Raw genomic sequence first — 22,786 nt, forward strand, 5'->3', positions numbered from 1 at the left:
TCGGCCAGCTACCGCGCGCCCGCGAGGCTGGCCCCGGGGCGTGTCAAGATGTCATGTCAGCGACGGAGTCAGGCTTCGATGGCGTCGGCGTCGGCGTCGGCGTTGGTGGCGGCAACGGCTTCCGTTGCCGGATCGCTGCTGGCGGACGTCGCCGGCAGGCGTTCCCGCAGCCGCTGGGCGAGCTGTGGCAGGAGGTCGAGCGAGAGCCGATGGGCCATGACCGCCTTCATCGTGCCGTCCGTGAGCCAGCGCGCCAGCACCTCGGCGGGCAGGGCGGCGAGCCGCGCTTCGTCGACGGCCAGCAGGCCGGACAGCGAGAACCGGCCGGCCTCGCCCACGTCGGCCACGGCGTGCACTTCGGTCAGCAGGTCGTGCGCGGCCAGTTCGGCGGCAAAGGCCACGGCACGTTCGAACGTACGCTGGAACGCTTCGAGGAAGTCGATGCTGCCGCGCAGCGCCGGCAGCGGCTCGTTGTCGTCGCCGAACAGCGGCGTGCCCAGTTCGCCGGCGGCGTCGTCGACGAAGCCGGGATAGGCGCGGTCGATGCAGACGTTCCATTGCCCGCCGTCGTCGGCCAGCACGAACGGATACCGGCGCACGAAGGCCGGCACATACGGGGCATCCCAGCGTCCATCCGCGTCGACGAACAGGTTCTCGTCGCTGCGCACGCCAAGCAGCACCACCGGCACGGGCTTGCCGGTGGCATCGCCCGCAAACAGGATCGGGTAGACACGGCTGGCGATGCCGAACTCGGCCAGCGTCAGTACGGTGGAGTTGGTGTGCCGTGCGAAACCGTACGCGTTGTCCACCGGCAGCATGCGCAGATGGCGATGGCGGTAGCGGTTCAGCATCTCCGGCTGCCGATAGAAGAGCAGTTGTGCCATGGATGTCCCGTCAACCCTTGGAGGCACGACTGGCGCCGCGCGTCCGATATTTATTGTGTGTTTGTGTGGTGCTTCGCCGCGTGGCTTGCGAGGCGAGCGGGCGAAATATACCGGGCAGGGCGGGCGGGGAAAATACGGCACCCGTCGTATTTCGGGGTGGTGGCGCGGTGGAAACTGGCGCGGCGGCGCGGGCGGAGCCCTGTTGGCAGAGGGGATTGCGACTATACGGTGCGCAATCCCACCCGGACGGCATGGGCCACCAGTTCCGCCGTGTTGTGCAGCGACAGCTTGCGCATCAGGTTCTCGCGATGCTTGCGAACGGTGAGCGGGCTGATTTTCAGTTCGGCTGCGATCTCGCTGGCCGTGGCGCCGCGCGCGATCAACGCCAGGATCTGGCATTCGCGGCGGGTCAGTACGTCGTCGGCATCTGGCGCCGTCGCGGCGGCGTGGGCGCGCGGGCGCTGGCCAACGTGAGCGCCGTGGCCGATTCCCGCGCCGATGTAGGGCTGGCCCAGGCGTAGCGCCTCGATGGCGGGCAGCAGTTCGCTGACGTCGCTGCGCTTGACGAGGAAGCCATGCGCGCCCGCCGCCATGGTGGCGGACATCGCCTGCGCATCGCCATCGCCGGTCAGCACCAGCACCCGCATCGCCGGAAAGCGGGTCCGCGCCTCGCCCAGGAACTGTCGCACGTCCAGCGCCGGCATATGCAGGTCCAGCACCAGCAGGTCCACCGGCTGCGTGGCCAGCAGCGTGCGCAGTGCGGCGCCGTCCACGGCGGTGCCCACCACCGTCACGCCTTCCACCGCCGACAGCAGCAGCTTCAATCCTTCGAGCACGATGGCGTGATCGTCGGCGAGCGCAATGCGGGTGGGCGAGGGCGAAGCGGTCATGGGTTGGGGGCGTGGAGGATCGCGGACATGGCAGACATTGGCAAGCCATGGAAAAAGGCGCTTTGTCTGTTCGCGGGCAAACGGATAATATCAGGCGCCGACGCCACTTACTCCCGCTTTTTTGAGCCAACTGCCACTCCGATGACGCAAAAAGAACTGCCTGGCGCGATGGGCGCCGATCCGACCGACGTCGAATTGGTGCGCCTGCTGTACCGGCAGTCGAACGCGGTGCTGGCGGCGAATTTCGTCATCCCGTTGCCCGTCATCGCGATCCTGCGCGACAGCGTGCCGATGGCTGTCCTGCTGGTCTGGAGCGGTGCGATCTACGTGCTGACCGCGCTGCGGATCGTGCATTCGATCCATTTTTTCCGCCAGCGGGGCCCGATCGTGCCGGCCCGCTGGGCGCGCAGCTTCATGGTGATGTCGTGGCTGTCTGCACTGATGTGGGGCCTGGTGGGGTCCTCCTGGCTGTTGCCCGAGCAGCCGCCGTTGGTGGCGTTTGCCTGCGTCGTGCTGGCCGGCATGTCGGGGGGCGCCGTGCCGTCGCTATCGGCACATCGGCCCACGGCCATCGGCACCATCGTGGCCATGCTGGCGCCGTTTGCGCTGTACTGCTTTGTCCACGACGGCACGGTCTACAGGATCTATCTGCTGTTCACGCTTTGCCTGTTGGCGGTGAACCTGTACTACAGCCGCAACACACACCGCACGCTACGCGAGAGCGTGCGGTTGCGCTTCGAGAACCTGGCCCTGATCGGCGAACTCAAGCACGAGCGCGACCGCGCGACCGAGGCCGATCTGGCGAAGACGCGCTTTCTGGCCGCCGCAAGCCACGACCTGCGTCAACCGGTTTACGCGCTTGGCCTGTTGACCGCCACGCTCGCTGGCCTGGCGCGCCGCACCGATGTGCCCGCCGCGCAGGCTGCCCATATCGCTGGCCGCCTCGACGGCACGCTCGACAAGATCGGCACCATGCTTGACGGTCTGCTCGACGCGTCGCGGCTCGATGCCGGGCTGATGCCGGTGCGTCGCCAGCCGCTGTGGCTCGGCGCCTGGCTGGTCGAAATGGGCGACGAGTACGCGCAGCTGGCCCGGGAGCAGGGCGGCCAGCTGCGGGTGCATGGCGCCGATGTCTGGATCGACACGGACCCTGCGCTGCTGCATCGCATCATCGACAACCTGCTGTCGAATGCGCTGCGCTATGCGCCGGGTGCCCGTGTGCTGGTGGGTTGCCGGCGTCGGACGGGCGCGGTGGAAATCCAGGTCATCGACCAGGGGCCGGGTATTCCCGAGGCGGAGCAGGCGCGCATTTTCGACGAGTTCACGCAGTTGCCCGATGCGCGGCGTCCGGACGGACAGGGTTTAGGGCTGGGACTGGCGATCGTGCGCCGGCTGGCTGCACTGCTGGGCCATCGGGTGGCGGTACGTTCCATTCCGGGCCGGGGCACCATGTTCGCCGTGACGGTGCCGCTGGCGGCGGCCATGCCGACGCAGCGGCCGGATGTGGTGGCGGGCGGGGTGGTGAGCGACGACGTCATCGCCATGTCTGCCGCCACCCAGGCCCAGGCCCAGGCAATCGGCATCGTGCTGATCGATGACGACGCGGGCATTCGCTCGGCACTGGGCGGACTGCTCGCGCTGTGGGGCCATCCGGTCTACGCCGGGGCCACCGTCGACGACGTGCTGGCCGCCCACGCGGCGGCGGCTGCCGATGCGCAGGCGCCGATTGGGCTGATCCTCGCCGACTATCGACTGGGCAACGGAGTGACCGGCATCGACGCGGTGGCCGCGTTGCGCCGGACGCTGGGTACCGACGCGCCAGCGGTGCTGGTGACCGGCGATACGGCACCCGATCGCTTGCGCGCCCTGCACGCCAGCGGCCTGCGCGTGCTGCACAAGCCCATTGCGGCCGAGCGCCTGCGTGAACTGATCGCCGAAGTGGGCGGCATGGCCGATAGGCGGCCCTCGGCCGAGCGCGCGCTCGCCTGAGCGCGTCGCCGGCCTGCTCGACCGGCGGGGCACCTGCCTTCCCGCCGTTCTTTCTGCCAGGGCGCCTGTTGCCTGCCGGATGCGCCAAAACTGGCGCCCGCCCCCGCTAACCGGCCACGATATGCATCCATCTCCGCGTCAAGTGCGCCGTACGGCATGCGCGGGAACTCATTACGCGCCCTTTCCCAAGCTTGTCCCTGCCCGCACGAAGATCCTCATGGTTACGAAAGGCCAGGAAAGCCATCCACCGTCCGACACGTAAGAATTTCATTTCGCCGGCCTGGGCATGCAAGGACGTGATAAGAGACCGCGCGCCATAGGTCTCACGCCAGATGTTGGTGACCGTCTCGGCCCTCGGCCAGGGCGCAGAGCAGCGGACCGAGTTCGCCCAGCGAGATGGCGTAGTCCGGCTTGTCGCGATTCAGGGCGCTCATCGGCATGTCGGGCGCTTCGGCCTCCGCTGGGTGCTGCACGATGCTGACACCGCCTGCCTGCTTGACGGCCTGCAGCCCGGCCGCGCCGTCGCCATCGAAGCCGGTGAGCACCACGCCTGCTACACGCGAGCCAAAATGCTTGGCTGCGGAGGCGAAGAGCGGGTCGGCGGCCGGACGCACGAAGTTCACGCGGGGCCCGCCATCCAGCGCCATCGTGCCACGCCTGGAGACGGTCAAATGGCAGCCCGGGGGCGCGAGGTAGAAATGCCCGCGTTGCATGACTTCGCCGGCATTGGCGTATGACACTGGCATCGACGTATGGCGTTGGAGGAGCCGGTCCAGGTAACCCGGGCTGGTGGCGGAGGTGTGCTGCACCACCAGCAGCGTGCCAGGAAATTTGTCAGTCAGCGTACCGACCACGCGGCACAAGGCCGCGACCCCGCCCTTCGAGGCGGCGATCACCACGATATCGCGTCGCAACATGAACGATCTCCTTTCTGGCGGTGGATTGCCGATGCAGTGTTCCGCAACCTCCGTGCCTGGAAAGGCAGATATTGCTGACGATCCGCGTTTCAATCCCTCGAATCGTCGATGACGGATTGCTGCCTTTTGCGACGATCGTTTACCGCGCGGTCAATGGCAAGGGGCTGCTGCATTGCCAATCTGTGGCCGGTCTCGGTCCTCGGCCAAGCTGGGCAGGACTTTGCGGCTCCAGAGGCGAAGGCGCGACCGACCGTGAGAGGGCGTTGTCTTTCTCTGGCTGGTTGCCCTGAAGCGGACATCGGCGCAACATTCGACTGAGCGTCTGCCTGGCACCGACCCTAATGCTGGGGTGGACACCGCTCCTTGCGATCGGAACGAACGGCGCGGCAGAGATTCGACATTGACTGGGAAGCGAATGGAAAGCATCGATGGCTCCCTGCCGGACTTTCAAGCTATTTTTCAGGCAGGCCCCGATCCGTACCTCGTCGTGGATCGCGACTTTCGCATCGTTGCGGTCGCCGATGCGTACCTGAAGGCGACGATGACACGTCGGCAGGACATCCTGGGTCGTCACATGTTCGACGTCTTTCCAGACAACCCGGACGAGGTCGACGCGACCGGTGTGAGCAATCTCAAGGCCTCGTTCACGCAAGTGCTGCGCAACGGCGTGGCCCACTTCATGGCCGTGCAGAAGTACGACATCCACGAGCCGAACGACACCGGGTCGGGGAGCATCTTTGCGGAACATTATTGGCAGCCGGCCAATTTCCCGGTGCTCGACGATCGTGCACGCGTGCGCTACATCATCCATCGCGTCGTCGACGTCACCGAGCTCCACCGGCTGAAGCATTCGAGCCGGGAGGTCCAGCAACGCCTGGAGCGCGACCTGTACTTGCGCGCACGAGAGATCGAGCACGGCAACGAGTTGCTGCGCGAATCGCTGCTGCAGAAGGAGACACTGCTGCGCGAGATCCATCATCGCGTGAAGAACAACCTGCAGGTCATTGCCGCGTTGCTCCGATTGCAGGCTCAGCACGTTACGGACCAGGCTGCGCACACTGCACTCTCGGAGATGGGCGGGCGCATCCGCGCCATTGCCGACATCCACCAGACGCTCTATAGCTCCTTTGATCTCGCGCGTGTCGACATGTCGGAGTTCGCCACCCAGCTCGCAAAGGATCTTCTGGCCGTGTACGGTGTCGATCGTGAGCGGGTGCGCCTGCGCCTGGAGATTGCATCGTCGAGCCTGGACATCGCGCTGGCAGTGCCGTGCGGGCTGATACTAAACGAGTTGATCAGCAATTCCCTGAAGCATGCCTTTCCGATCGGCCGCAGAGGCACCGTCGTTGCAACGCTCGACGAACATGCGGCGTTGCTGAGCGTGTCAGACGACGGCGTCGGCCTTGGAGGGGCGCCGGCGAAGGTCACCTTGGGCATGCAACTGGTGCACCTGCTCGCGGAGCAGATCGGCGCGCAAGTTCGCGTCGAGTCGGAGCGCGGAACACGGGTCACCGTGACACGCGCCGCTACGTGATCTGTTCCCGGTCGCGCCGTTCGAGCGCCAGTTGCAGCGCGACGTGCACTTCAGCAGCCTCATAGGGCTTCATCACGTATCCGTAGGCGTTGGTGCGCTTGATGCTCGCGAGCGTTTCGGCATCCGCGTAGGCGGTCAGGTAGACGACGGGAATCTGCAACCGCTCCCAGATCAGCGACGCGGCCTGCGTTCCGTCCATCGCACCGGAAAGGCGGATGTCCATCAGGATCACGTCCGGAAGGGTTCGCCCGGCCGCTTCGACCGCCGCCTCGCCCGTCAAGACCGACGCACAGACGTCGTATTGCAGCGCGTGAAGATCGTTCTCGATGCTCTTCGCGACGATGCGCTCGTCTTCGACGATCATCACCCGCGCCTGGAAATCGCCGGCCAGCGGAGGCGCGCGCCGCGGGCGGGTGGCGAAGTCCAGAATCAACTCCGCAATGTCGGCCAACCGCGCCGTGTAGTCGACGGGCACTGTTTCGCGGACGCGCGTTGGCAAATCCGGCGACGGGGCCTCGGCCGGGTCCTGGACGACGATGAGGCCCCCTCGGCGCCAGATCTCCCAGGACCCCGCGACACCGTCCTCCATCATGCCAGTGAGCACGACGCCGACGACGCGCCGCCCATAGGCCGCCGCCGCCGACCGGAACAGCGCGTTAATCGAGGGGCGGTGGTAGCTTTCGCGCGGGCTCGGCTGAACGACGACGCGGCCCCGCTCCAGTGACATGTTCGCGTCGGGCGGCGCGACGTAGACGCGGCCGGTGCCAACCAACTCGCCGTCTGCCGCGAAGCTCACCGGCAAGCGACTGCGTTGCCCGATCACGCGGTCAATCTGTCCGGGGTACCCAGCTCCCAGGTGGTGAACGACAAAGAATGCGGCGGGAATCTCCGCAGGAAAGTGAGAGAAGAACTCCGGCAGTGCACTCACGCCGCCCATAGAGGAACCGACCACGACGATGTCGCGAGCGCGAAGAGGTGTCGAGGCATCGGGAATCAACTCGGCGTCCGCTGAATTCATGAAGTGAGCCCCGCAGGCGCGTCGCGCGGTTCAGGTGCAAACGACGCCATCAGGCATCGGCGACGTGGCGTCTTGCGAGTTGCAGCACCGTTTGAGCATCACGCATCGCGCCCTCCGAAATCGAGTACCCGGGCCGAGCCGCATGATATCTGCATGCGGCTTTGCGCCTGCGTTCATGGCGTCGGCGAACTGGCACCGCTGGCATCAAGGCCATTTCGCTTATTGGAAAGTCGCTAGTCACCAGCCATGGTGACCCGTAGGGAGTATAGGGGGCCATCCCATTTTCGCTGGCACCTTTTCGTGCCTCTTGCCAGCAGCCAAGAATGCGGCGCTTACGCATGTCCGCCTCGGCGTAACGGATTGGGAATCCCATGCACAAAATTGGTGATATATTACATATCACCAACCTGATAATGCGTCGCCTCCGTCATGTTCGATCCTTCTCTGCTAGGCCGGATGACTTTTACGCATGCCGAGCCGTTACAGCCCCGGTTGCCACCGGGCCGCCATCCGCTCGGAATTGCCGACGAGCGTGACGCTGTCCTTTACGTACCAGCAGGGCTCGGCCCGGCGCCGGTGCCATTGCTGATCATGTTTCACGGCGCCGGCGGCTTTCCGGAAAAGGTGTTGCCCTTCATCGAGCCGCACGCGGACGCGCATGGCTTCCTGGTGCTGGCGCCGCATTCGACCTTTCCTACCTGGGACATCGTCATTGGCGGTAACGGGCCTGACCTGCAGCGGCTGCAGCAGGCGCTCGGCGCGGTTTCGGGTCGTTATCGGATTCGCCATGATCGACTGGCGTTCGCAGGGTTTTCGGACGGTGCGAGCTACGCGCTATCGATTGGCATCACCAACGGCGATATTGCCAGCCACGTCATTGCTTTCTCCGGCGGGTTCATGTCCGTATTCATGCAGGAAGGCTCGCCAAAGGTATTTATCGCGCATGGGCTGGCTGACGAGCAATTGCCCGTGCAGACGAGCGGCCGCACCAACGCCGCGAAGCTAAAGGCCGCCGGTTACGACGTCGAATATGTCGAATTCAACGGCACGCATGCGGTACAGCCGCCAATTGTGACCGAGGCCATCCGCTTTTTCCTGGCATAGCGCTCCGTTGTGTGAGCCCCGGGATTTGCCGCTAACGGAGTGCAACCCATGAATCTCGAGATTCCGCAGTCCCTGATTCACCCGCTACTTGCAATGGTCCAGGCCGAGTCTGCGCTGGCCCGGCAACTCAAGGCGCATGGCATCTGTCATGGCAGCATGTCAGTGTCGGCCGGTCTGTTTGACGCGCAGTCGCTGAATTCGCTCTACACGCTGAGCAAGGCGCAGAACGAACGCGAACTTCTCTTCCAGATGCTTGCGCTGGATAACATCTACAACGCGCCGCAGGCGCGCACCATTCCCAGCCTGGAATTGCTCGTGGCAGGGCTTGTCGCTTACCTGTCGCGCGACGTCATCGACGGCTGGCTGTATCAGCGCAGTCGCGATGGGGTGCTGCTGCCGTGGTTGGTCCAGCGCATTCGTCACGTGGAGCCCGAGCAGGGCATGCCCTACGTTGCCATCGACCTGTTGGCGAACACGATGCTGTCAGCGAATTCGGAGCTGACCGATCCCGCGCGGCGCAGGGCGGGCATGACGACTTCGATCGTCGTTACGCGTGACGAGATCGTCGACCGGACCATCCCGCAGCTTCTCGCCGACTTCGGCTTCTTCAAGGAATGCGCGGAATTCCGTCAGGAATACGAACGGCACGCGCAACGCTTTGTGCGCTACCAGCGCAGCTTCGGCGCACAGTACATCGCCACGGGGGCCGCCTTCACTGCCGAAGGGAAGGGTACCGTAGCGCTGGCGCGTCTTGGCGACGGCGTGGCGGCTCGCTGCATCAACGACGAGGAGCGGCTCGAGCGCCGTTTCGAAGTGACATGCGACGCCGAGTTCTGGCGCAGAGCCGGCGTTGCCACCGGGTTTGAAAAATTGCCGCTACACGGCTACGTACACTTATTCCATCTGGAATGGCATCGGAACGTCTGGGTGCATGTACAACACCTGAGCGAATACCGGTACCAGCCCGAACTGCGCGACAAGCTGGTGCTGCCGGACCACCACCGCGACCTGATCGACATTCTGACCTCGCACATGAACGTCCTGGTCCAGGATGTCGTGCCAGGCAAATCGGGCGGCACGACCATCCTCTGCCAGGGAGCGCCCGGCCTTGGTAAGACGTTGACTGCAGAGGTGTATGCGGAAATCGTCGGCAAGCCGCTTTACCGCGTGCATTCCGGACAGTTGGGCACGACCGCCGCATCGGTGGGCGCGAGCCTCATGGAGATACTGCGTCGGGCCATGCGCTGGAACGCGGTGCTGCTGCTGGATGAGGCCGATGTCTACATTCGCCGCCGCGGCAACGACCTGGAGCATAACGCTATCGTTGCGGAGTTCCTGCGCACGCTGGAGTATTTCAGCGGGCTGTTGTTCATGACCACTAACCGTACCGGCGACGTCGATGATGCGATCCTGTCGCGCTGCATTGCCACCATCCAGTACGAGACGCCGGGCAGGGAAGATGCGGCGCGGCTATGGCGCCTGCAGGCGGGCCAGTGCGGCGCGGCACTGGACGACGAACTGGTGAACATCTTGACCGCAGCCTACCCCAAAGCAAGCGGGCGCGACATCAAGGAGCTGATGAAACTCGCCACCCGCTACGGCAAGGCGAAGCAGACGCCGTTGTCCGAAGATGTGTTCAGGCTGTGCGCTCAGTTTCGCGCGATTGGCTCAATCGGATGACAGGGCACCTGCAGCGGCTTCACAGAGCTGCAGCCCTGCGATGCGCACACGGACTTGCCGCGCAGGTCTTACGCGTCGTATGTATGTGATGCGAAACGGGCGTGGTGTCCATCGTTATCGGCAATCGGTCGTTCCGGGGGGGCACTTCAAGCAGAATGGACTTTGGTCCAATGGACGAATCTGCCGCATGAGGACAGATTGAGGCCGCATGCCCGTGCTCCCGGCGTGATCGATCGGATGCCGTAGCAATACAACCGTCCTCCGAGCGCTGATCTTGATGTATATGAAGGATGGCAATCATGGAACTGCTGCTCCAGGCAGTGCTATTCCTCGCATCGGCCCTCATCGCGGTGCCCATTTCGATACGCCTTGGATTCGGCTCCGTACTCGGCTATCTGGTCGCAGGGATGGTGATCGGCCCCTCCGCCTTTGGCCTCTTTACCGACGTCGACGCGGTACTCCACATCTCTGAACTGGGCATCATGCTGATGATGTTTATCATCGGCATCGAGATGGATATTCGAAAGCTCTGGGAGCTGAGGCATTCCATTTTTGGTTATGGAGGGGCCCAGGTTGTTCTGTGTGCGGCGTTGCTGGCCTTGGCATTCATGGCCTTTGGGTTGAACTGGCGCGTAGGGGTGGCAGCGGGCTTTGCGCTTTCCCTGTCTTCGACGGCCATGGTGATCGCGATTCTTGAGCAGCGTGGCTTGATGGACAAGCCGGTAGGCCGTACGAGCTTTGGCATCCTCCTGTTTCAGGACATGGCGGCCATCCCGATGATTGCGCTCCTGCCACTGCTTTCACCCGCCCCCACCAGCACCGACACGGATTCGGGGTGGATTGCGGCGCTGGTGGCGATGGGTATGCTGGCGGCGGTTGTGTTTGGAGGAAGCGTCCTTCTTCGGTATATCTTGCCAATCATCAAACGTAGCGGCACCCGGGACATGGTCACGGTATTCGCCCTGCTCTGGGTGATTGGGATCGCACTGCTCATGCACAGCGTGCACCTGTCGATGTCCCTTGGTGCGTTCGTGGCCGGTGTACTGCTGGCAGGATCCGATTGCCGGCAGGAGATAGAGGCAGACATCGGACCAATCAAGGGTGTGCTGCTCGGCCTGTTCTTTATGGCTGTGGGAATGTCCATCGAGTTTGACGTATTGGCGAGGAAGCCGTTGCTGGTAGCGGTGCTTCTCCTGGTTCTGCTGGGCGCAAAAATATCCGGCCTGATTGTTCTCGCAAAGCGGTTTCAGTTGCCATCAGCCGATCGTCTCTACTTTGCCGTCCTCCTGTCCCAGGGCGGAGAGTTTGCGTTCGTCGTCATGGCCGTGGCGGAGTCGGCGCGCCTGCTGAACGCGGAGCAAGCCTCCATTGTGACTGCCGTGGTGGCGCTATCGATGGCCGCCACCCCACTATTGTTGATGGTGGTTCGCTGGCTTCCTGGAACCTATCAAAAGGAAGGCCGCTCACCCGCGGCGAGCAGCCAGGGCAACGCCCCCGACGTGGATGTGCATTGACGCTGCTGCTCAGGCGAACATCAGAGTGCCATGGCGGTTCGTCGAATCGTTCGAAAGCCAGACATGCTAACGAAGTCGTCGGCCACTCGTCTCAATGGCAGTTGCTTCGCGCATTCGAGAAGGGTAGATGAGCGGAAGGCACCCAGTCTCACATCACGGATGCCGGTTCGGTGGCATCTGAATGCTCGTCTCGTGCAAACCTTCTATTAATGCGGCTGCTCGTCCCGACGGCGGATTTGAGCGGCTCGATTTTCCATACCGACAAAAGCGCATCGAATTCGTCTTCCATCGGCGACAAGCCACGCAGAAACGCTTCAGGCGGACCGCCCAGTACATGTATGGACAATGTATATCCGGATTTATGGACATTCTGAAGCATCCCTGCACCGGCTAGTACCTTTCGGGCTCTTCCGAAATCGTGGTTGGATAGCAAGTCTCTTTCAACGATTTCCTTGCGGGTGAGGCACTCTCCGCCTCTAAGCAAGGCATACAGCGTTTCTGCGCACTCATGATCAGATTTGGTGGACCTCAAAGCGGCTCCTTGGCAGGCATGACGAATCAGTACTATGAGAGTTGGGGACGTCGGAAAAAATCGCCCTTCGGCAGGACAAGCCGTGGTGCACGTGTCGTAGCGTGCAAGCTCTTATCCTCGATTCGATGAATCGGGATGGCGTCGATCACGATGATCCGTTTTTTTTTGAAAGGTGCGCCGAAAAATGGGGGCGTGTTCACCAACGGGTGACAGAGAAGGCCTGCCCGTCAATTTAGTGAACCAGCCTCCAGGATGCTGCGGGCACTCGCATTCCGACCTGTCGCGGGCGGAATGTATGTCATCCCCAGCTTATCGGCGCAGCGCACAAGTTCTGCGAGCGAGTCGATCTCGAGCTTGTCCATGATGTGGGCGCGATGGACCTTCACGGTTTTCTCAACGATGCCGAGGAAGTTGGCGACCTCCTTATTTCGGAGTCCGGTCGTTACCATCGCCATTACCTCTCGCTCGCGATTTGTCAGCCGTTGAACCTTAGCATCGAGTGCCGCCTTGATGGTCCATTCCTTGCCGCGTTGCGCGGCCAGCTCCAGCGCACGATTTACCGCCGTGATGAGGCGGTCCTCGGCCAATGGTTTCTCAAGAAGGTCAACGGCGCCCGCCATCATCGTCTCAACCGTTTGCTTCACATCTGCACAGCCGGTCAACATGATGAAGGGCACATGCGGTGGCAATCGCTTCAGCAAATCATGACCACTGATGCCAGGCAGGATCAGTTCGGCTACCACGCAGGCGGGGCCGCGGATGTCTTCCAGGGCAACCTGACACTCTTCGGCCGAGCCGAACGCCCTTGATGCAAATCCTTTTGCAAGCAGCAGCCGCCCTAAGGCCTTGCGGATGCTTTCATCGTCGTCCACAACAATCACGGTCCCGGTCATCGCGCTTACCCTCTTGGAAATTGGGGTTGACTCCTGGGCACATTACCGAGTGCCGTCTACGTCCACAACCGTCTTCAGATGAAGCAAAAAAGTTTCATCACGACTTGTGAAATATCTTTCGACTAGCGGACATTGTGCGGACTGGAAGCGCCGCTCTATTGTTGCGCGCGCAATGGTCCGTGCCCTTGCTTGTATGGGAGGCAGGTATCGACCATCCTCAAGTTGACTGAACAACAAGAGGAGCAATGATGTCCACCCCATTGGTCTGGCACTACACCGTGGGCACGCACCTGCCAGCCATCACCCAAACCAGGAAACTTTTGCCCACGAGCGCGCCGTATGCCAACACCGGCTGCCCGATCCTGTGGTTTTCGAAGGCCCAGACGTGGGAGCCGGCGGCCGCTACCCTGTCGTGGAAGCGCAGTGCCGGGAAGGTTTTCCTGCCGACGCAGCGCGAGTCCAGACAGCAAGGCCTGTATCGTTTCGGTCTCCCCGCGGGCGACCAGCGGCTGGCGCCGTGGCCGACGATCACCAGCCTGGCCAGGATGGCGATCCCCGAGTCCATCGCCCTGGTGTCCCGGGCGCTCCAGGTCGGAGCCAGCCCCACGGACTGGATGGGCACGCTCGAGATGATCCCCGTTTCCGAGTTGACGTTTCAGCAATGGGATGGCGAAGCGTGGCAGGAGGCGGAACTGCTGACTTGCGCCGAACAGGAGGCCAGCCGGGTACCCGCGCCCGCCAGCCAGGCATCGGAGTCTAGCCGCCGCTTCTACATCCACAACTACGGGGCGAGTCACGACCTGCACTGAGAAGGACCTGCACTGAGAAGGACGCTCATGAGCATCAAGTCGGCATGCGCCAAGGTCTGCAGGTTCGGATGAGGCCTGACGGCGTACGCGGCGCCGGGCCGAGGAATGCTGCAACCGGCCCGCGGGAAGCGCAATGCATGCGTTCCTTTCCTTGGCATGCGAAATGCATACACCGGCTGCCAGAAGCCTGTGCCCCGCGAATAAGCCCTCCGGCACAGGCCTTGTCGAACGAAATGGTCATGTCTACGCGCGATGGCAATCTGTGGAAGCGCTTTCTGAGCATCGCCAAGCCATACTGGCTGTCACAGGAGAAATGGAAGGCTTGGGCGCTGCTGGCGGTATTGGTGTGCCTGCTGTTGGGACAGACCTGGACGAATGTGCTCTTTAACAGGCAAACGGGTGAATTTGCCTCGGCGCTTGCTGCCAAGGACGCAGACCGATTCTGGTACGCCATCAGGATATTCGTCTATGTGCTGTTTGCGGCCGTACCCGTCTACGCCTTTTACTACTACACGCGCAACAAGCTGTTCATCCAGTGGCGATCGTGGATGACGCACCACTATCTGGACAAGTACTTCGGCGGTTGCGCCTTCTATACGCTGAATGCGGATACGGCTATCGATAACCCCGACCAGCGCATTTCAGAAGACATCAGCACCTTCACTCAGCAATCGTTGTACTTTTTGCTCCTGATCCTCGGCGCGCTGCTGCAGCTGGTTGGGTTCAGCAGGGTACTGTGGTCGATTTCCCGAGAATTGGTGGTGTTCCTCGTGCTCTATGCCATCTGTGGCACGGTGGTCTCAGTGCTGTGCTTTGGCAAGGTGCTGATCGGGCTGAACTTCTACCAGCTCAAGCGCGAAGCGGACTTCCGCTTCAGCCTGATCCGGGTGCGCGAGCATGCCGAGTCAATTACGTTTCATCGTGGCGAGCGCCATGAATCCGATCACGTGCGTGGGCGATTCCAGCACGTGTTCGCCAACTTCAACCGGTTGATCCGCTGGCAGTTGAATCTCTACTTTTTCCAGTATGCCTATTCGTTCCTGACGCTGATGCTGCCCAGCGTAATCGTCGCCAATCGCGTACTGGATGGCGAACTCGAAGTTGGCAGCGCGATACAGGCTGCGGGTGCGTTCGCGGCAGTGCTGGCTGCACTCACCGTCATCGTCGAGAACTTCGAAAGCCTTAGCCGCTTCCTGGCGGGCCTTGACCGGCTTACCACTTTCGCCTCTTCGCTGGGATCCGCGCGCATGGTTCGCCGCAAACCTGGAAGTCAGATCGAGCAACGGCGGGGCAACACGCTGTCACTGGAACATCTGACTCTCCATACGCCCGACTACCAGCGTACCCTGCTCAACGACCTTACCGTGACAGTGGCGCACGGCGAAAACCTGCTGATCGTGGGGCCCAGTGGGGGTGGAAAGAGTTCGATGCTGCGGGCCATTAGCGGCCTGTGGAATTGCGGCAGTGGCCGGATCGTACGCCCTGAGGCGGCGCAGATACTGATCCTGCCGCAGCATCCCTATATGGCGGTCGGCAACCTTCGCTGTCAGTTGCTTTATCCCAATTGCGAAGGGCGCCACGTACCGGATGGCGAGCTGCTGAAGCTGCTCGATACGGTTAACTTGCCCGACATGGTGGAACGCTTCGGCGGACTGGATGCAGAACTGGACTGGGACAAGGTCCTGTCGCTCGGCGAGCAGCAACGCCTGGCATTCGCGCGCCTGCTGCTGGCTCGTCCGCGTTACGCCCTGCTTGACGAAGCGACCAGCGCACTGGACATCGGCAATGAGACCGGACTCTACAGCCAGTTGCTCTCTGGCCCGACCACACTGGTCAGCGTCAGTCATCGCCCCACCGTGCTGCAGTATCACTCCCAGGTGCTGGAGTTGCGCGGCAATGGCGACTGGGAACTCCACCCCACGCACGACTACCGATTTGCCTCTTAGCCGTCGTCCAAGCTGGGGCGCCGGACGGTGACCCGGACGCGACGCGCCCGAGCGGTCAGCTCCGCTCAGATTGACCCAGTGGGTGGAGGAACAGCCCGCTCGCCGTTTCCCTGACTTCCTTTTGGTAGCCCGGCGGCCCGGCGTCGGTTGCGAGATTGCGCTCCGCCTCGATCAATCGGTTCGGGAAAACCATTATTTGACTGGGTATCAAAAAATCCGTACCTTTAATTGTGTGGATGTCAATTAATGTGGCGCCGTAGTGCATGCCCCCATGCCAGGCGCACAAGGACAGCACATCGCTGGTTGTTTCAGGCCGCGATCGAAGACAAAACTACGGAGGAGCAATGAAACGAAGCCTGGCCATCGCCGGTGCGCTGCTGGCAACCGGTGCGACCGCGCACGCCCAATCGTCTGTCACGCTGTACGGCGTTGCAGACGCTGGTATCGAATATCTGAATCACGTACCAAATGCCGCCAAGCAGTCGTCGAGCCTCGTGCGCATGACGTCCGGCAACATCGCCGGCAGCCGTTGGGGCTTGCGTGGCGTGGAAGACCTGGGTGGGGGGCTGAAGGGCGTGTTCCTGCTCGAAGGCGGCATGGTGCTCGATTCCGGCTCGGCCGCACAAGGCGGGAGGTTGTTCGGTCGCCGCGCCTATGTCGGCCTGGACACCCCATACGGGCAGGTCACGATGGGACGTCACCACAATCTGACGTTCGACCTGATCATCGGTTTCGATCCGATGTACTTTGCACCCAAGTATTCGTCGTATTCGCATGACACCTGGCTGGCAGGGCGTACGGACAACGCGGTGAAGTACACCGGAAAGTTCGGTGCGCTGACGGCTTCAGCGCTGTACAGCTTCGGTGTCGACTCGACGATTGCGAATGGCAGCGAAGTCCCTGGCAACAGCCGCGTGGGCCGGGAAATGAGCGCGGGCTTTTCCTACGACATGGGCAAGTTCCGGCTTGCCGGTGTCTTTGACCAGCTCAATGGCACCTCCGCTGCCACTGCGGGGCGGACCGAACGTCGCTACGTGGCATCGGCAGCGGCCGATTTCGGGCCGGTTTCCGCCTACTTTGGTTATCGGCGGCTGGTCAGCCAGATCCTGGCATCGATGACGCGCACGGACCTGTTCTGGGCGGGCGCCACCTACAACTTCAGTCAGGCGTTTGCGTTGACTGGCGCGGTGTACAAGACCAATGACCGGACCTCGGCGAAGGACCCGATGTCGTTGGTGATGTCTGCCGATTACCGGTTCTCGAAACGCACGGACGCTTACCTGACGGCCTCGTACACCATGAACAAGGGCGGCTCGGCGTTGGGTGCCAATGGGTATGACGGCACCGTGATTGCCGGTGCCAATCAGTTTGGCGCCGTCGTTGGCCTGCGGCACAACTTCTGACCGTTGTCGACTGGACGCGCCGGCGGGGTCGCGTCTTGCGGGTGTGCCGCCTTCGCGGCACACCTTTTTTTCCGCGAATGTGCAGCACGCATTGCGATCCGGAATTATTTGACAGTATCTCAAATAAACACTAGATTATTGAGACGGTCGCATTTACGAAGGAGACAGCGTGAGCGAACAAGACAAGCCGCAAGTGACGGCAGGAATGCGGGGTGCCTCATGGGACGCCCGGCTGATGGATCGTCCGTATCAGATGGTGCCCTATGCGCTGGGTACGGCCGATGGGCAGCGCACGCTCGGCTTCCTGTTCAGCCTCACCGGCAAGGAGAAGACGGTTGTATCCCTGATGCACCCGCGCGAAATGGCGATCACCCACTATCTGGTGCCATTTGTGCTCGATGCCGGATGTGCCTGCTGGGTGCAGGGCCCGCGCTCGATCGGCAACGACCTGCGCCTGGAGCACGAGATCGCGCTGTTCGATGTCGCGGCCGGGATGACGCACCTGCGCGATCTTGGCTATGAAAAGATCGTGCTGCTCGGCAATTCGGGTGGCGCGGGCTTGTACACGTTCTATAACCAGCAGTCGCTGACACCCCGTGAAATGCGGATCGCCCGGACACCGGGTGGTCGCCCGACAAACTTGGGTGAACTGCATATGCCGGAAGTCGATGCGTTCATTCTGGTGTCGCCGCACCCGGGGCAGGGCAAGCTTCTGATGAGCGGCATTGACCCGTCGGTCACGGACGAAGACGATCCCATGCAGACGGATCCGACGCTTGATCCCTTCTCGAAGGCCAACGGGTTCGATGTGGCATCCGGCAAGGGTCGATACGCGTCCGAATTCGTCGAGCGATATCGCGTTGCCCAGACCGAGCGCGTGGCGCGCATCGATGCACGGGCCAAGGCCATGCTGCGGGCCAAGCAGGAGGCAAGGCAGCAGGTGAAGACTGGCGCGGCGACCGATGCAGACCGCCGGCTGGCGGCTCATGCGCCGATTTTCGAGGTCTGGCGTACCGATGCCGACCTGCGGTCATGGGACATCTCCCTGGACCCGTCCGACCGGAAGACCGGCTCGCTCTGGGGCAAGGATCCCTTTGTGTCCAACTGGGGCAGCGTGGGCTTCGGACGCGTCGTCACGCCGGAATCCTGGCTTTCCACCTGGTCGGGGCTGTCATCCAACGCGGCGCTGGAAAAGACGATCGGCACGCTGCATCAGCCCACGCTGCTGCTCGAATACACCGGCGATCAATGCACGTTCCCGGCGGATATCCAGGCCATCTACAGCCAGATTCCGGCGGCGCGCAAGCAGCATATTCGCGTACGCGGCAACCATCACGGCATGGCGTTGAGCCGCGAGGAGGAGCCCGGGCAGCGCGTCGCCGGCCGTCATATCGTCGAATGGCTGCGCGAATCGATGGCCTGAGCGCCAGCGCAGATCCAATATAAATACAGAGGTAGACAAAGATGCTGCAACCCACCCACGTACGCCCGTCCGTACTGCTAGACGGCGTGCGCTATCCCGATGAAGACCGTCTCCGCCGATATGTGGGCGAGGGCTACCTGACTGGCGAAACGTTGGTCGGCGCCTTCCGGCAATCGTTCCGCGACCACCATGACCGGCTGGCGCTGGTGGGACCGGAGGGCGAGTTCACCTATCAAGAGTTGGACGAGCAGACCGACCGTATCGGGGCGGCCCTGCTGGCGCTGGGCCTGCGGCCGCTCGATCGTGCGGTTTTTCAATGCGGGAACAGCAACGAGCTGCTGTTCGCATTTCTCGGCTGCCTGAAGGCCGGCATCATCCCGCTGTGTTCGCTTCAGGCATTCCGCAAGCTGGAAGCGGGTTACCTGGGCAACCTGTGCGAGGCGCGTCTGCATTTCGTGCAGGGAGACGACCCGAAGTTCGATGACGTGGCGTTTGCCGAGGAGATGCAGGCGGAAGTGCCGAGTCTTCAGTTCATCCTTCAGGCACGTGGTGAGCGTCGCGGACGAGCCGTACTGTTGGCGGACCTGATCCGCGACATGCCGCTGGCGCGTGCCCAGACGCTGTTGGCAGAAGTCAACCACGAGCCGTTTCAGGCAGCCGTCTTCCAGTTGTCCGGGGGCACCACCGGTGTGCCGAAGATCATCCCGCGCTTTCAGAACGAGTATCTGTACAACATGCGCGCAGTGGCCGCATGCAACGGATACACCGCCGACGATGTGTTGTTCTTCCCGACGCCTTACATGCATAACCTCAACATGGGCTGCTTCTTCGGTCCGTTCCTGTTGAGTGGCGCGAAGGTGACGGTGGCTCCGGATATCGGCGAGGACACGCTGCAGTCCCTGGTTCGCAACTACGAACCGACCTGGTTCGGCGTTGCCGGACCGATCCTGAATCGCATCGCGCCGGAACTGCTGCGCGGCACCGCCTCGGACAAGGCGCGGCGCAACTTCATTGCACCGAAGAACGCTGCCAACCTGACGCGCCTGACCGGCTCGCCGACCCATCATATTTTTGGCATGACCGAAGGCGTGATCATGTTCACGCGCCCGGGAGACCCCACGGAGATTCGCGATCAATCGATTGGATACCCGGTATCCGATGCCGACGAAGTGCGTCTTGTCTATCCCGGCACCGAAGACGCCGTGGCTGACGGCGAGGTTGGTGAAGCATTGTTCCGCGGGCCTTACACCATCCGCGGCTATTACAAGTCCGAGAAGGAAGATGTCACGCGCTTTACGCCCGACGGCTTCTACCGCTCCGGCGATCTGATGTCCGCCCAGGTGGTGGATGGCAAGCGCTATTACTTCTTCCGCGGCCGGATCAAGGATGTTGTCGACCGCGGCGGTGAAAAGATCAATGCGGAAGAGCTGGAAAACGTCATCAACCAGCACCCGGCGATCCTGGCGTCAGCGGTTGTTGGCATGCCCGACAAGGTCTATGGAGAGCGTGTCTGCGCGTTCGTGCTGCTCAAGCCCGCAGCGGCGGCCTCGGGCCTGACGCTGCCCGAACTGACCCAATACCTTCAGGACGCCGGCCTGGCCAAGTTCAAGTGGCCCGAGCGGCTGGAAATCATCCCCGAATTCCCGCTGACGGCATCGGGCAAGCTCAGCAAGGTTCTGCTGCGTGACCGCATCGTCCAGATGCTGCGCACCGAAGCGGACAAAGACAGTGTTCACCAAGCAAAGTGAAGAAGGAAGAGACATGAACCCATCCACGCAAGGCGCCCACGCCAATGTGCCCGTCGTTGCACTGCACGGCGTTCACCATACCGCCCGGCCTACCTGGAAACTCGCAGAAACGGTGCATTTCTATCGCGATCTGCTCGGCCTGCCGCTCGTTCATGCGATTTCGGCGAAAGGTTGGGGTCCCGACAATCACGCGGACTTCCTGCACTTTTTTTTCGATAGCGGCAATGGCAGCACGATTGCCTTCTTCTACTACATCGGTACCGAGCGGCCCGACTGGCTGACCGTGCGCGAGCACTACCAGGACCGCGCCACGCACACCGCATGGCGGGTGCGCGACGAAGCGGAACTGCTGCAGTGGCGCCAGCGCGTGGAGGCGGTGGGCATTCCGCTGCGCTACCAGATTCGCCACGAGGTCATCGAGTCGATCTACTTCAACGATCCGAATGGCTACCCGATCGAAATCACCTGGCAGGTGCGCCCGTTCAGCGAAGCTGACAGGCAGGACGCGGCGTTCACGATCGATTCCGCCATTGAGCTGGAACGTGCGCGCGAGACGGGCGCAGCGTTTGCATCGATCGAACCCGTCTGGCAGCGCAAGGCCGAACGTATCGAGCGGGCCGTGCCGAGCGCCGGGAAGGCATCGGTCTACGTACTGGATGTGCCCGAGTTCGCACCCTTGATCGACGTGGCGCGCAAGACCGATGGCTACCAGACCACGGCACTTGGCAATGGCTACGTGCGCATCGACGGAAACCCGACGTTGCAGTTCCGACGCAAGGAACTTGGCTTCAAGCCCGCAGTCTGGTATGGCGCCTTGACGGGCGGGTTGGCCGGTAGCATCCGTCAGTTCGATATGGATGCGCTGGTGGTGGCTCCGGGAGATGCGCAATGAAGGTGGCGATCATTGGCGGCGGCCCGTCGGGGCTGTTCCTGTCGATCCTGCTGAAGGAGCGGATGGCGCAGGTCGACATCGATGTATTCGAGCAGAATCCGGAGGATGCGACGTTCGGATTCGGCGTGGTCCTGGCCGATACCGGTCTGTCGAATCTACGGTCGGCTTCACCGGTTGTGGTCGACCGGCTGGCGAAGGTCATGCGTTTCAACGACCAACATTCGATCGTCAGCCATGAGCACCCCATCGTCATGAAGAAGCCGGGTGCTGGCGGCGGTGCCATTCCGCGCATCAGCCTGCTGTCTGTGCTGCAGGAGCGCGCAAAGGAACTGGGTGTACGGGTGACGTACAACAAGCGTATTGCCAATTTCGATGCGCTCGATGCCGACCTGGTTGTCGGGGCGGACGGCATCGGCTCCCAATTGCGTACTGCCAACGAGGCTGCCTTCGGCACGACGCGCCGCACGCTGACGAATCATTTCGCCTGGTTTGGTGTGGCAAAACCCTTTGCGAGCCCGGCCCTGGTGTTTCGCAAGTACGAGGGGGGCTACTTTGTCGCCCATTACTACCCTTACTCGGATTCCATGAGCACGTTCGTGGCCGAGTGCGACCATCGGACCTGGGTCGACTTTGGCATGGAGGAGATGAGCGCGGAAGCGCGACAAGCCCTCTTTGAGACGGTATTTGCGCCGGAGTTGGCCGGGCACGGTCTGGTCTCGAACAACTCGATCTGGAGGCAGTTTCCGGTCATCCTCAATGCGAACTGGCATGTCGGCAAGCAGGTGCTGATCGGCGATGCATTGACCAGCGCGCATTTCTCGATTGGATCGGGCACCCGGATTGCCATGGAGGATGCCATGGCGTTGGCGGACGCCATCGTGGCCCACCCGGACAGCGTTCCGGCGGCGCTTGAGCAGTACGAAGCCGTGCGCAAGCCGGAAAAGGCCAAGCTGATCAGTGCCTCCGAGGCTTCGTACAACTGGTATGAGCGTATCCGCGAGTGGATGGAGCTTCCCACCCCGCACGAATTCGTGTTTCGCTTCATGACGCGTACCGGTCGCGTTGACGCGGAACGTCTGCGCGCGCAGTTCCCGGCGCTGATGGCCGAGCTGGCCGCAGGCGGCGTGACAGCCGTGGCCGCTGAAGGCCAGCCATGATTCGCGCCACGGAGTACGTGCTGAGCGAAAGCCCGTTCGTGGTGCGGCGTACCGCGCGATGGGGCGATTGTGATCCGGCTGGCGTCGTCTATACCGGCCGCTTCACCGATTACCTGCTCGGTGCGGTCGGACTCTACACCGCGCACATGGCGGGCGGCGAGGGCAGGCTGGGCGAGGTTCACGGCGTCGGGACGCCATGCAAGGCCATGAGTTTCGAGTTCATCGGCACGCTTTGGCCGGGCGACGTGATCGATATCACATGCAGCGTCGAAGCAATCCGGACCAAGTCGTTCGATATCCGCTGCGTGGCACGCCGGCCTGACGGCGCCCTGGTCTTCGACGCCATGTTCTCGCCGATCTGCGTGCGTCTTGACCGGCGCGAAGGCACCCCAATTCCCGACTCGCTGCGCGCCGTGCTCGATCGCTTCCTGTCGCCAGCGCCCTGAATCGTTT

At 62.6% G+C, this 22,786-nt stretch carries 20 protein-coding genes; 13 read left to right on the top strand and 7 right to left on the bottom strand.

What is annotated here, in order from left to right; translation table 11 throughout:
* Positions 1–68: 68 nt before the first annotated feature.
* Together A9J21_RS30340 and A9J21_RS30345 are read right to left on the bottom strand one after the other, a co-directional pair.
* Positions 69–884 carry a SapC family protein gene (locus A9J21_RS30340; RefSeq protein ID WP_066742950.1) on the bottom strand — a complete coding sequence of 272 codons (816 nt, stop codon included), beginning with the start codon at positions 882–884 and terminating at the stop codon, positions 69–71.
* A gap of 221 nt (positions 885–1,105) precedes the next feature.
* Positions 1,106–1,774 carry a response regulator transcription factor gene (locus tag A9J21_RS30345; protein WP_066742954.1) on the bottom strand — a complete coding sequence of 223 codons (669 nt, stop codon included), beginning with the start codon at positions 1,772–1,774 and terminating at the stop codon, positions 1,106–1,108.
* 141 nt (positions 1,775–1,915) lie between these two features.
* On the opposite strand from A9J21_RS30345, the gene A9J21_RS30350 reads away from it, so the two are divergent.
* Positions 1,916–3,763: an ATP-binding protein gene (locus A9J21_RS30350; protein WP_082926710.1), complete on the top strand. Its 1,848-nt coding sequence runs from the start codon at positions 1,916–1,918 to the stop codon at positions 3,761–3,763.
* Positions 3,764–4,086: 323 nt separating this feature from the next.
* Here the strand turns inward: A9J21_RS30350 and A9J21_RS30355 are convergent, their stop codons facing one another.
* Entirely contained in the window at positions 4,087–4,680 is a 594-nt protein-coding gene (locus A9J21_RS30355; RefSeq protein WP_066742958.1) for a chemotaxis protein CheB, read from the bottom strand.
* 415 nt (positions 4,681–5,095) lie between these two features.
* Here A9J21_RS30355 and A9J21_RS30360 point away from each other — a divergent pair, with 415 nt between their 5' ends.
* Entirely contained in the window at positions 5,096–6,214 is a 1,119-nt protein-coding gene (locus A9J21_RS30360) for a sensor histidine kinase (protein WP_066742961.1), read from the top strand.
* Here A9J21_RS30360 and A9J21_RS30365 read toward each other — a convergent pair.
* Positions 6,207–7,232 (bottom strand): chemotaxis protein CheB, encoded by a 1,026-nt coding sequence (locus A9J21_RS30365; protein WP_082926711.1) that lies wholly within the window; start codon positions 7,230–7,232, stop codon positions 6,207–6,209. The two genes, A9J21_RS30360 and A9J21_RS30365, sit on opposite strands and share 8 nt — an antisense overlap.
* 429 nt (positions 7,233–7,661) lie before the next feature.
* Between A9J21_RS30365 and A9J21_RS30370 the strand changes: the two genes are divergently transcribed.
* The 3 genes from A9J21_RS30370 to A9J21_RS30380 all read left to right on the top strand — a co-directional run bounded on the left by A9J21_RS30370 (position 7,662) and on the right by A9J21_RS30380 (position 11,530).
* Positions 7,662–8,336 (top strand): alpha/beta hydrolase, encoded by a 675-nt coding sequence (locus A9J21_RS30370; protein WP_066742967.1) that lies wholly within the window; start codon positions 7,662–7,664, stop codon positions 8,334–8,336.
* A 48-nt stretch (positions 8,337–8,384) separates the two neighbouring features.
* The gene (locus A9J21_RS30375; protein ID WP_066742970.1) at positions 8,385–10,016 is read left to right on the top strand and encodes an ATP-binding protein; all 1,632 of its coding nucleotides are present in this window, start codon (positions 8,385–8,387) and stop codon (positions 10,014–10,016) included.
* 299 nt (positions 10,017–10,315) lie between these two features.
* Entirely contained in the window at positions 10,316–11,530 is a 1,215-nt protein-coding gene (locus A9J21_RS30380) for a monovalent cation:proton antiporter-2 (CPA2) family protein (protein ID WP_066743107.1), read from the top strand.
* Between the two features lie 148 nt (positions 11,531–11,678).
* Here A9J21_RS30380 and A9J21_RS31850 read toward each other — a convergent pair whose 3' ends face one another.
* Both A9J21_RS31850 and A9J21_RS30385 read right to left on the bottom strand, forming a co-directional pair.
* Positions 11,679–12,062 carry a hypothetical protein gene (locus A9J21_RS31850; RefSeq protein WP_156546380.1) on the bottom strand — a complete coding sequence of 128 codons (384 nt, stop codon included), beginning with the start codon at positions 12,060–12,062 and terminating at the stop codon, positions 11,679–11,681.
* Positions 12,063–12,289: 227 nt separating this feature from the next.
* Positions 12,290–12,955 (bottom strand): response regulator transcription factor, encoded by a 666-nt coding sequence (locus A9J21_RS30385; RefSeq protein WP_066742973.1) that lies wholly within the window; start codon positions 12,953–12,955, stop codon positions 12,290–12,292.
* A gap of 245 nt (positions 12,956–13,200) precedes the next feature.
* Here A9J21_RS30385 and A9J21_RS30390 point away from each other — a divergent pair, with 245 nt between their 5' ends.
* Positions 13,201–13,764 carry a hypothetical protein gene (locus A9J21_RS30390; protein WP_066742976.1) on the top strand — a complete coding sequence of 188 codons (564 nt, stop codon included), beginning with the start codon at positions 13,201–13,203 and terminating at the stop codon, positions 13,762–13,764.
* 233 nt (positions 13,765–13,997) lie between these two features.
* Complete coding sequence (locus A9J21_RS30395) at positions 13,998–15,710, top strand: ABC transporter ATP-binding protein/permease (protein ID WP_066743110.1); 1,713 nt, start codon at positions 13,998–14,000, stop codon at positions 15,708–15,710.
* Positions 15,711–15,765: 55 nt separating this feature from the next.
* Here the strand turns inward: A9J21_RS30395 and A9J21_RS30400 are convergent, their stop codons facing one another.
* Positions 15,766–15,975, bottom strand: a complete 210-nt coding sequence (locus tag A9J21_RS30400) for a hypothetical protein (protein WP_066742979.1) — start codon at positions 15,973–15,975, stop codon at positions 15,766–15,768.
* A gap of 79 nt (positions 15,976–16,054) precedes the next feature.
* On the opposite strand from A9J21_RS30400, the gene A9J21_RS30405 reads away from it, so the two are divergent.
* The 6 genes from A9J21_RS30405 to A9J21_RS30430 all read left to right on the top strand — a co-directional run bounded on the left by A9J21_RS30405 (position 16,055) and on the right by A9J21_RS30430 (position 22,779).
* Positions 16,055–17,113: a porin gene (locus A9J21_RS30405; protein WP_066742981.1), complete on the top strand. Its 1,059-nt coding sequence runs from the start codon at positions 16,055–16,057 to the stop codon at positions 17,111–17,113.
* A 235-nt stretch (positions 17,114–17,348) separates the two neighbouring features.
* Positions 17,349–18,536 (top strand): alpha/beta hydrolase, encoded by a 1,188-nt coding sequence (locus A9J21_RS30410; protein ID WP_066742983.1) that lies wholly within the window; start codon positions 17,349–17,351, stop codon positions 18,534–18,536.
* Between the two features lie 41 nt (positions 18,537–18,577).
* Positions 18,578–20,284, top strand: coding sequence for an AMP-binding protein (locus tag A9J21_RS30415; protein ID WP_066742990.1), 1,707 nt, complete (start codon positions 18,578–18,580; stop codon positions 20,282–20,284).
* 13 nt (positions 20,285–20,297) lie between these two features.
* On the top strand, positions 20,298–21,176 hold the full coding sequence (locus tag A9J21_RS30420; protein ID WP_066742993.1) for a VOC family protein: 879 nt from the start codon (positions 20,298–20,300) through the stop codon (positions 21,174–21,176).
* A complete protein-coding gene (locus A9J21_RS30425; RefSeq protein WP_066742996.1) occupies positions 21,173–22,333 on the top strand; it encodes an FAD-dependent monooxygenase in 1,161 nt (386 codons plus the stop codon). Before A9J21_RS30420 ends, A9J21_RS30425 begins: the two co-directional genes overlap by 4 nt.
* Positions 22,330–22,779: a thioesterase family protein gene (locus A9J21_RS30430; RefSeq protein WP_066742998.1), complete on the top strand. Its 450-nt coding sequence runs from the start codon at positions 22,330–22,332 to the stop codon at positions 22,777–22,779. Before A9J21_RS30425 ends, A9J21_RS30430 begins: the two co-directional genes overlap by 4 nt.
* The last annotated feature ends 7 nt before the right edge of the window (positions 22,780–22,786 follow it).

This window comes from Cupriavidus sp. D384 (assembly GCF_001652915.1).
Lineage (GTDB): Bacteria > Pseudomonadota > Gammaproteobacteria > Burkholderiales > Burkholderiaceae > Cupriavidus.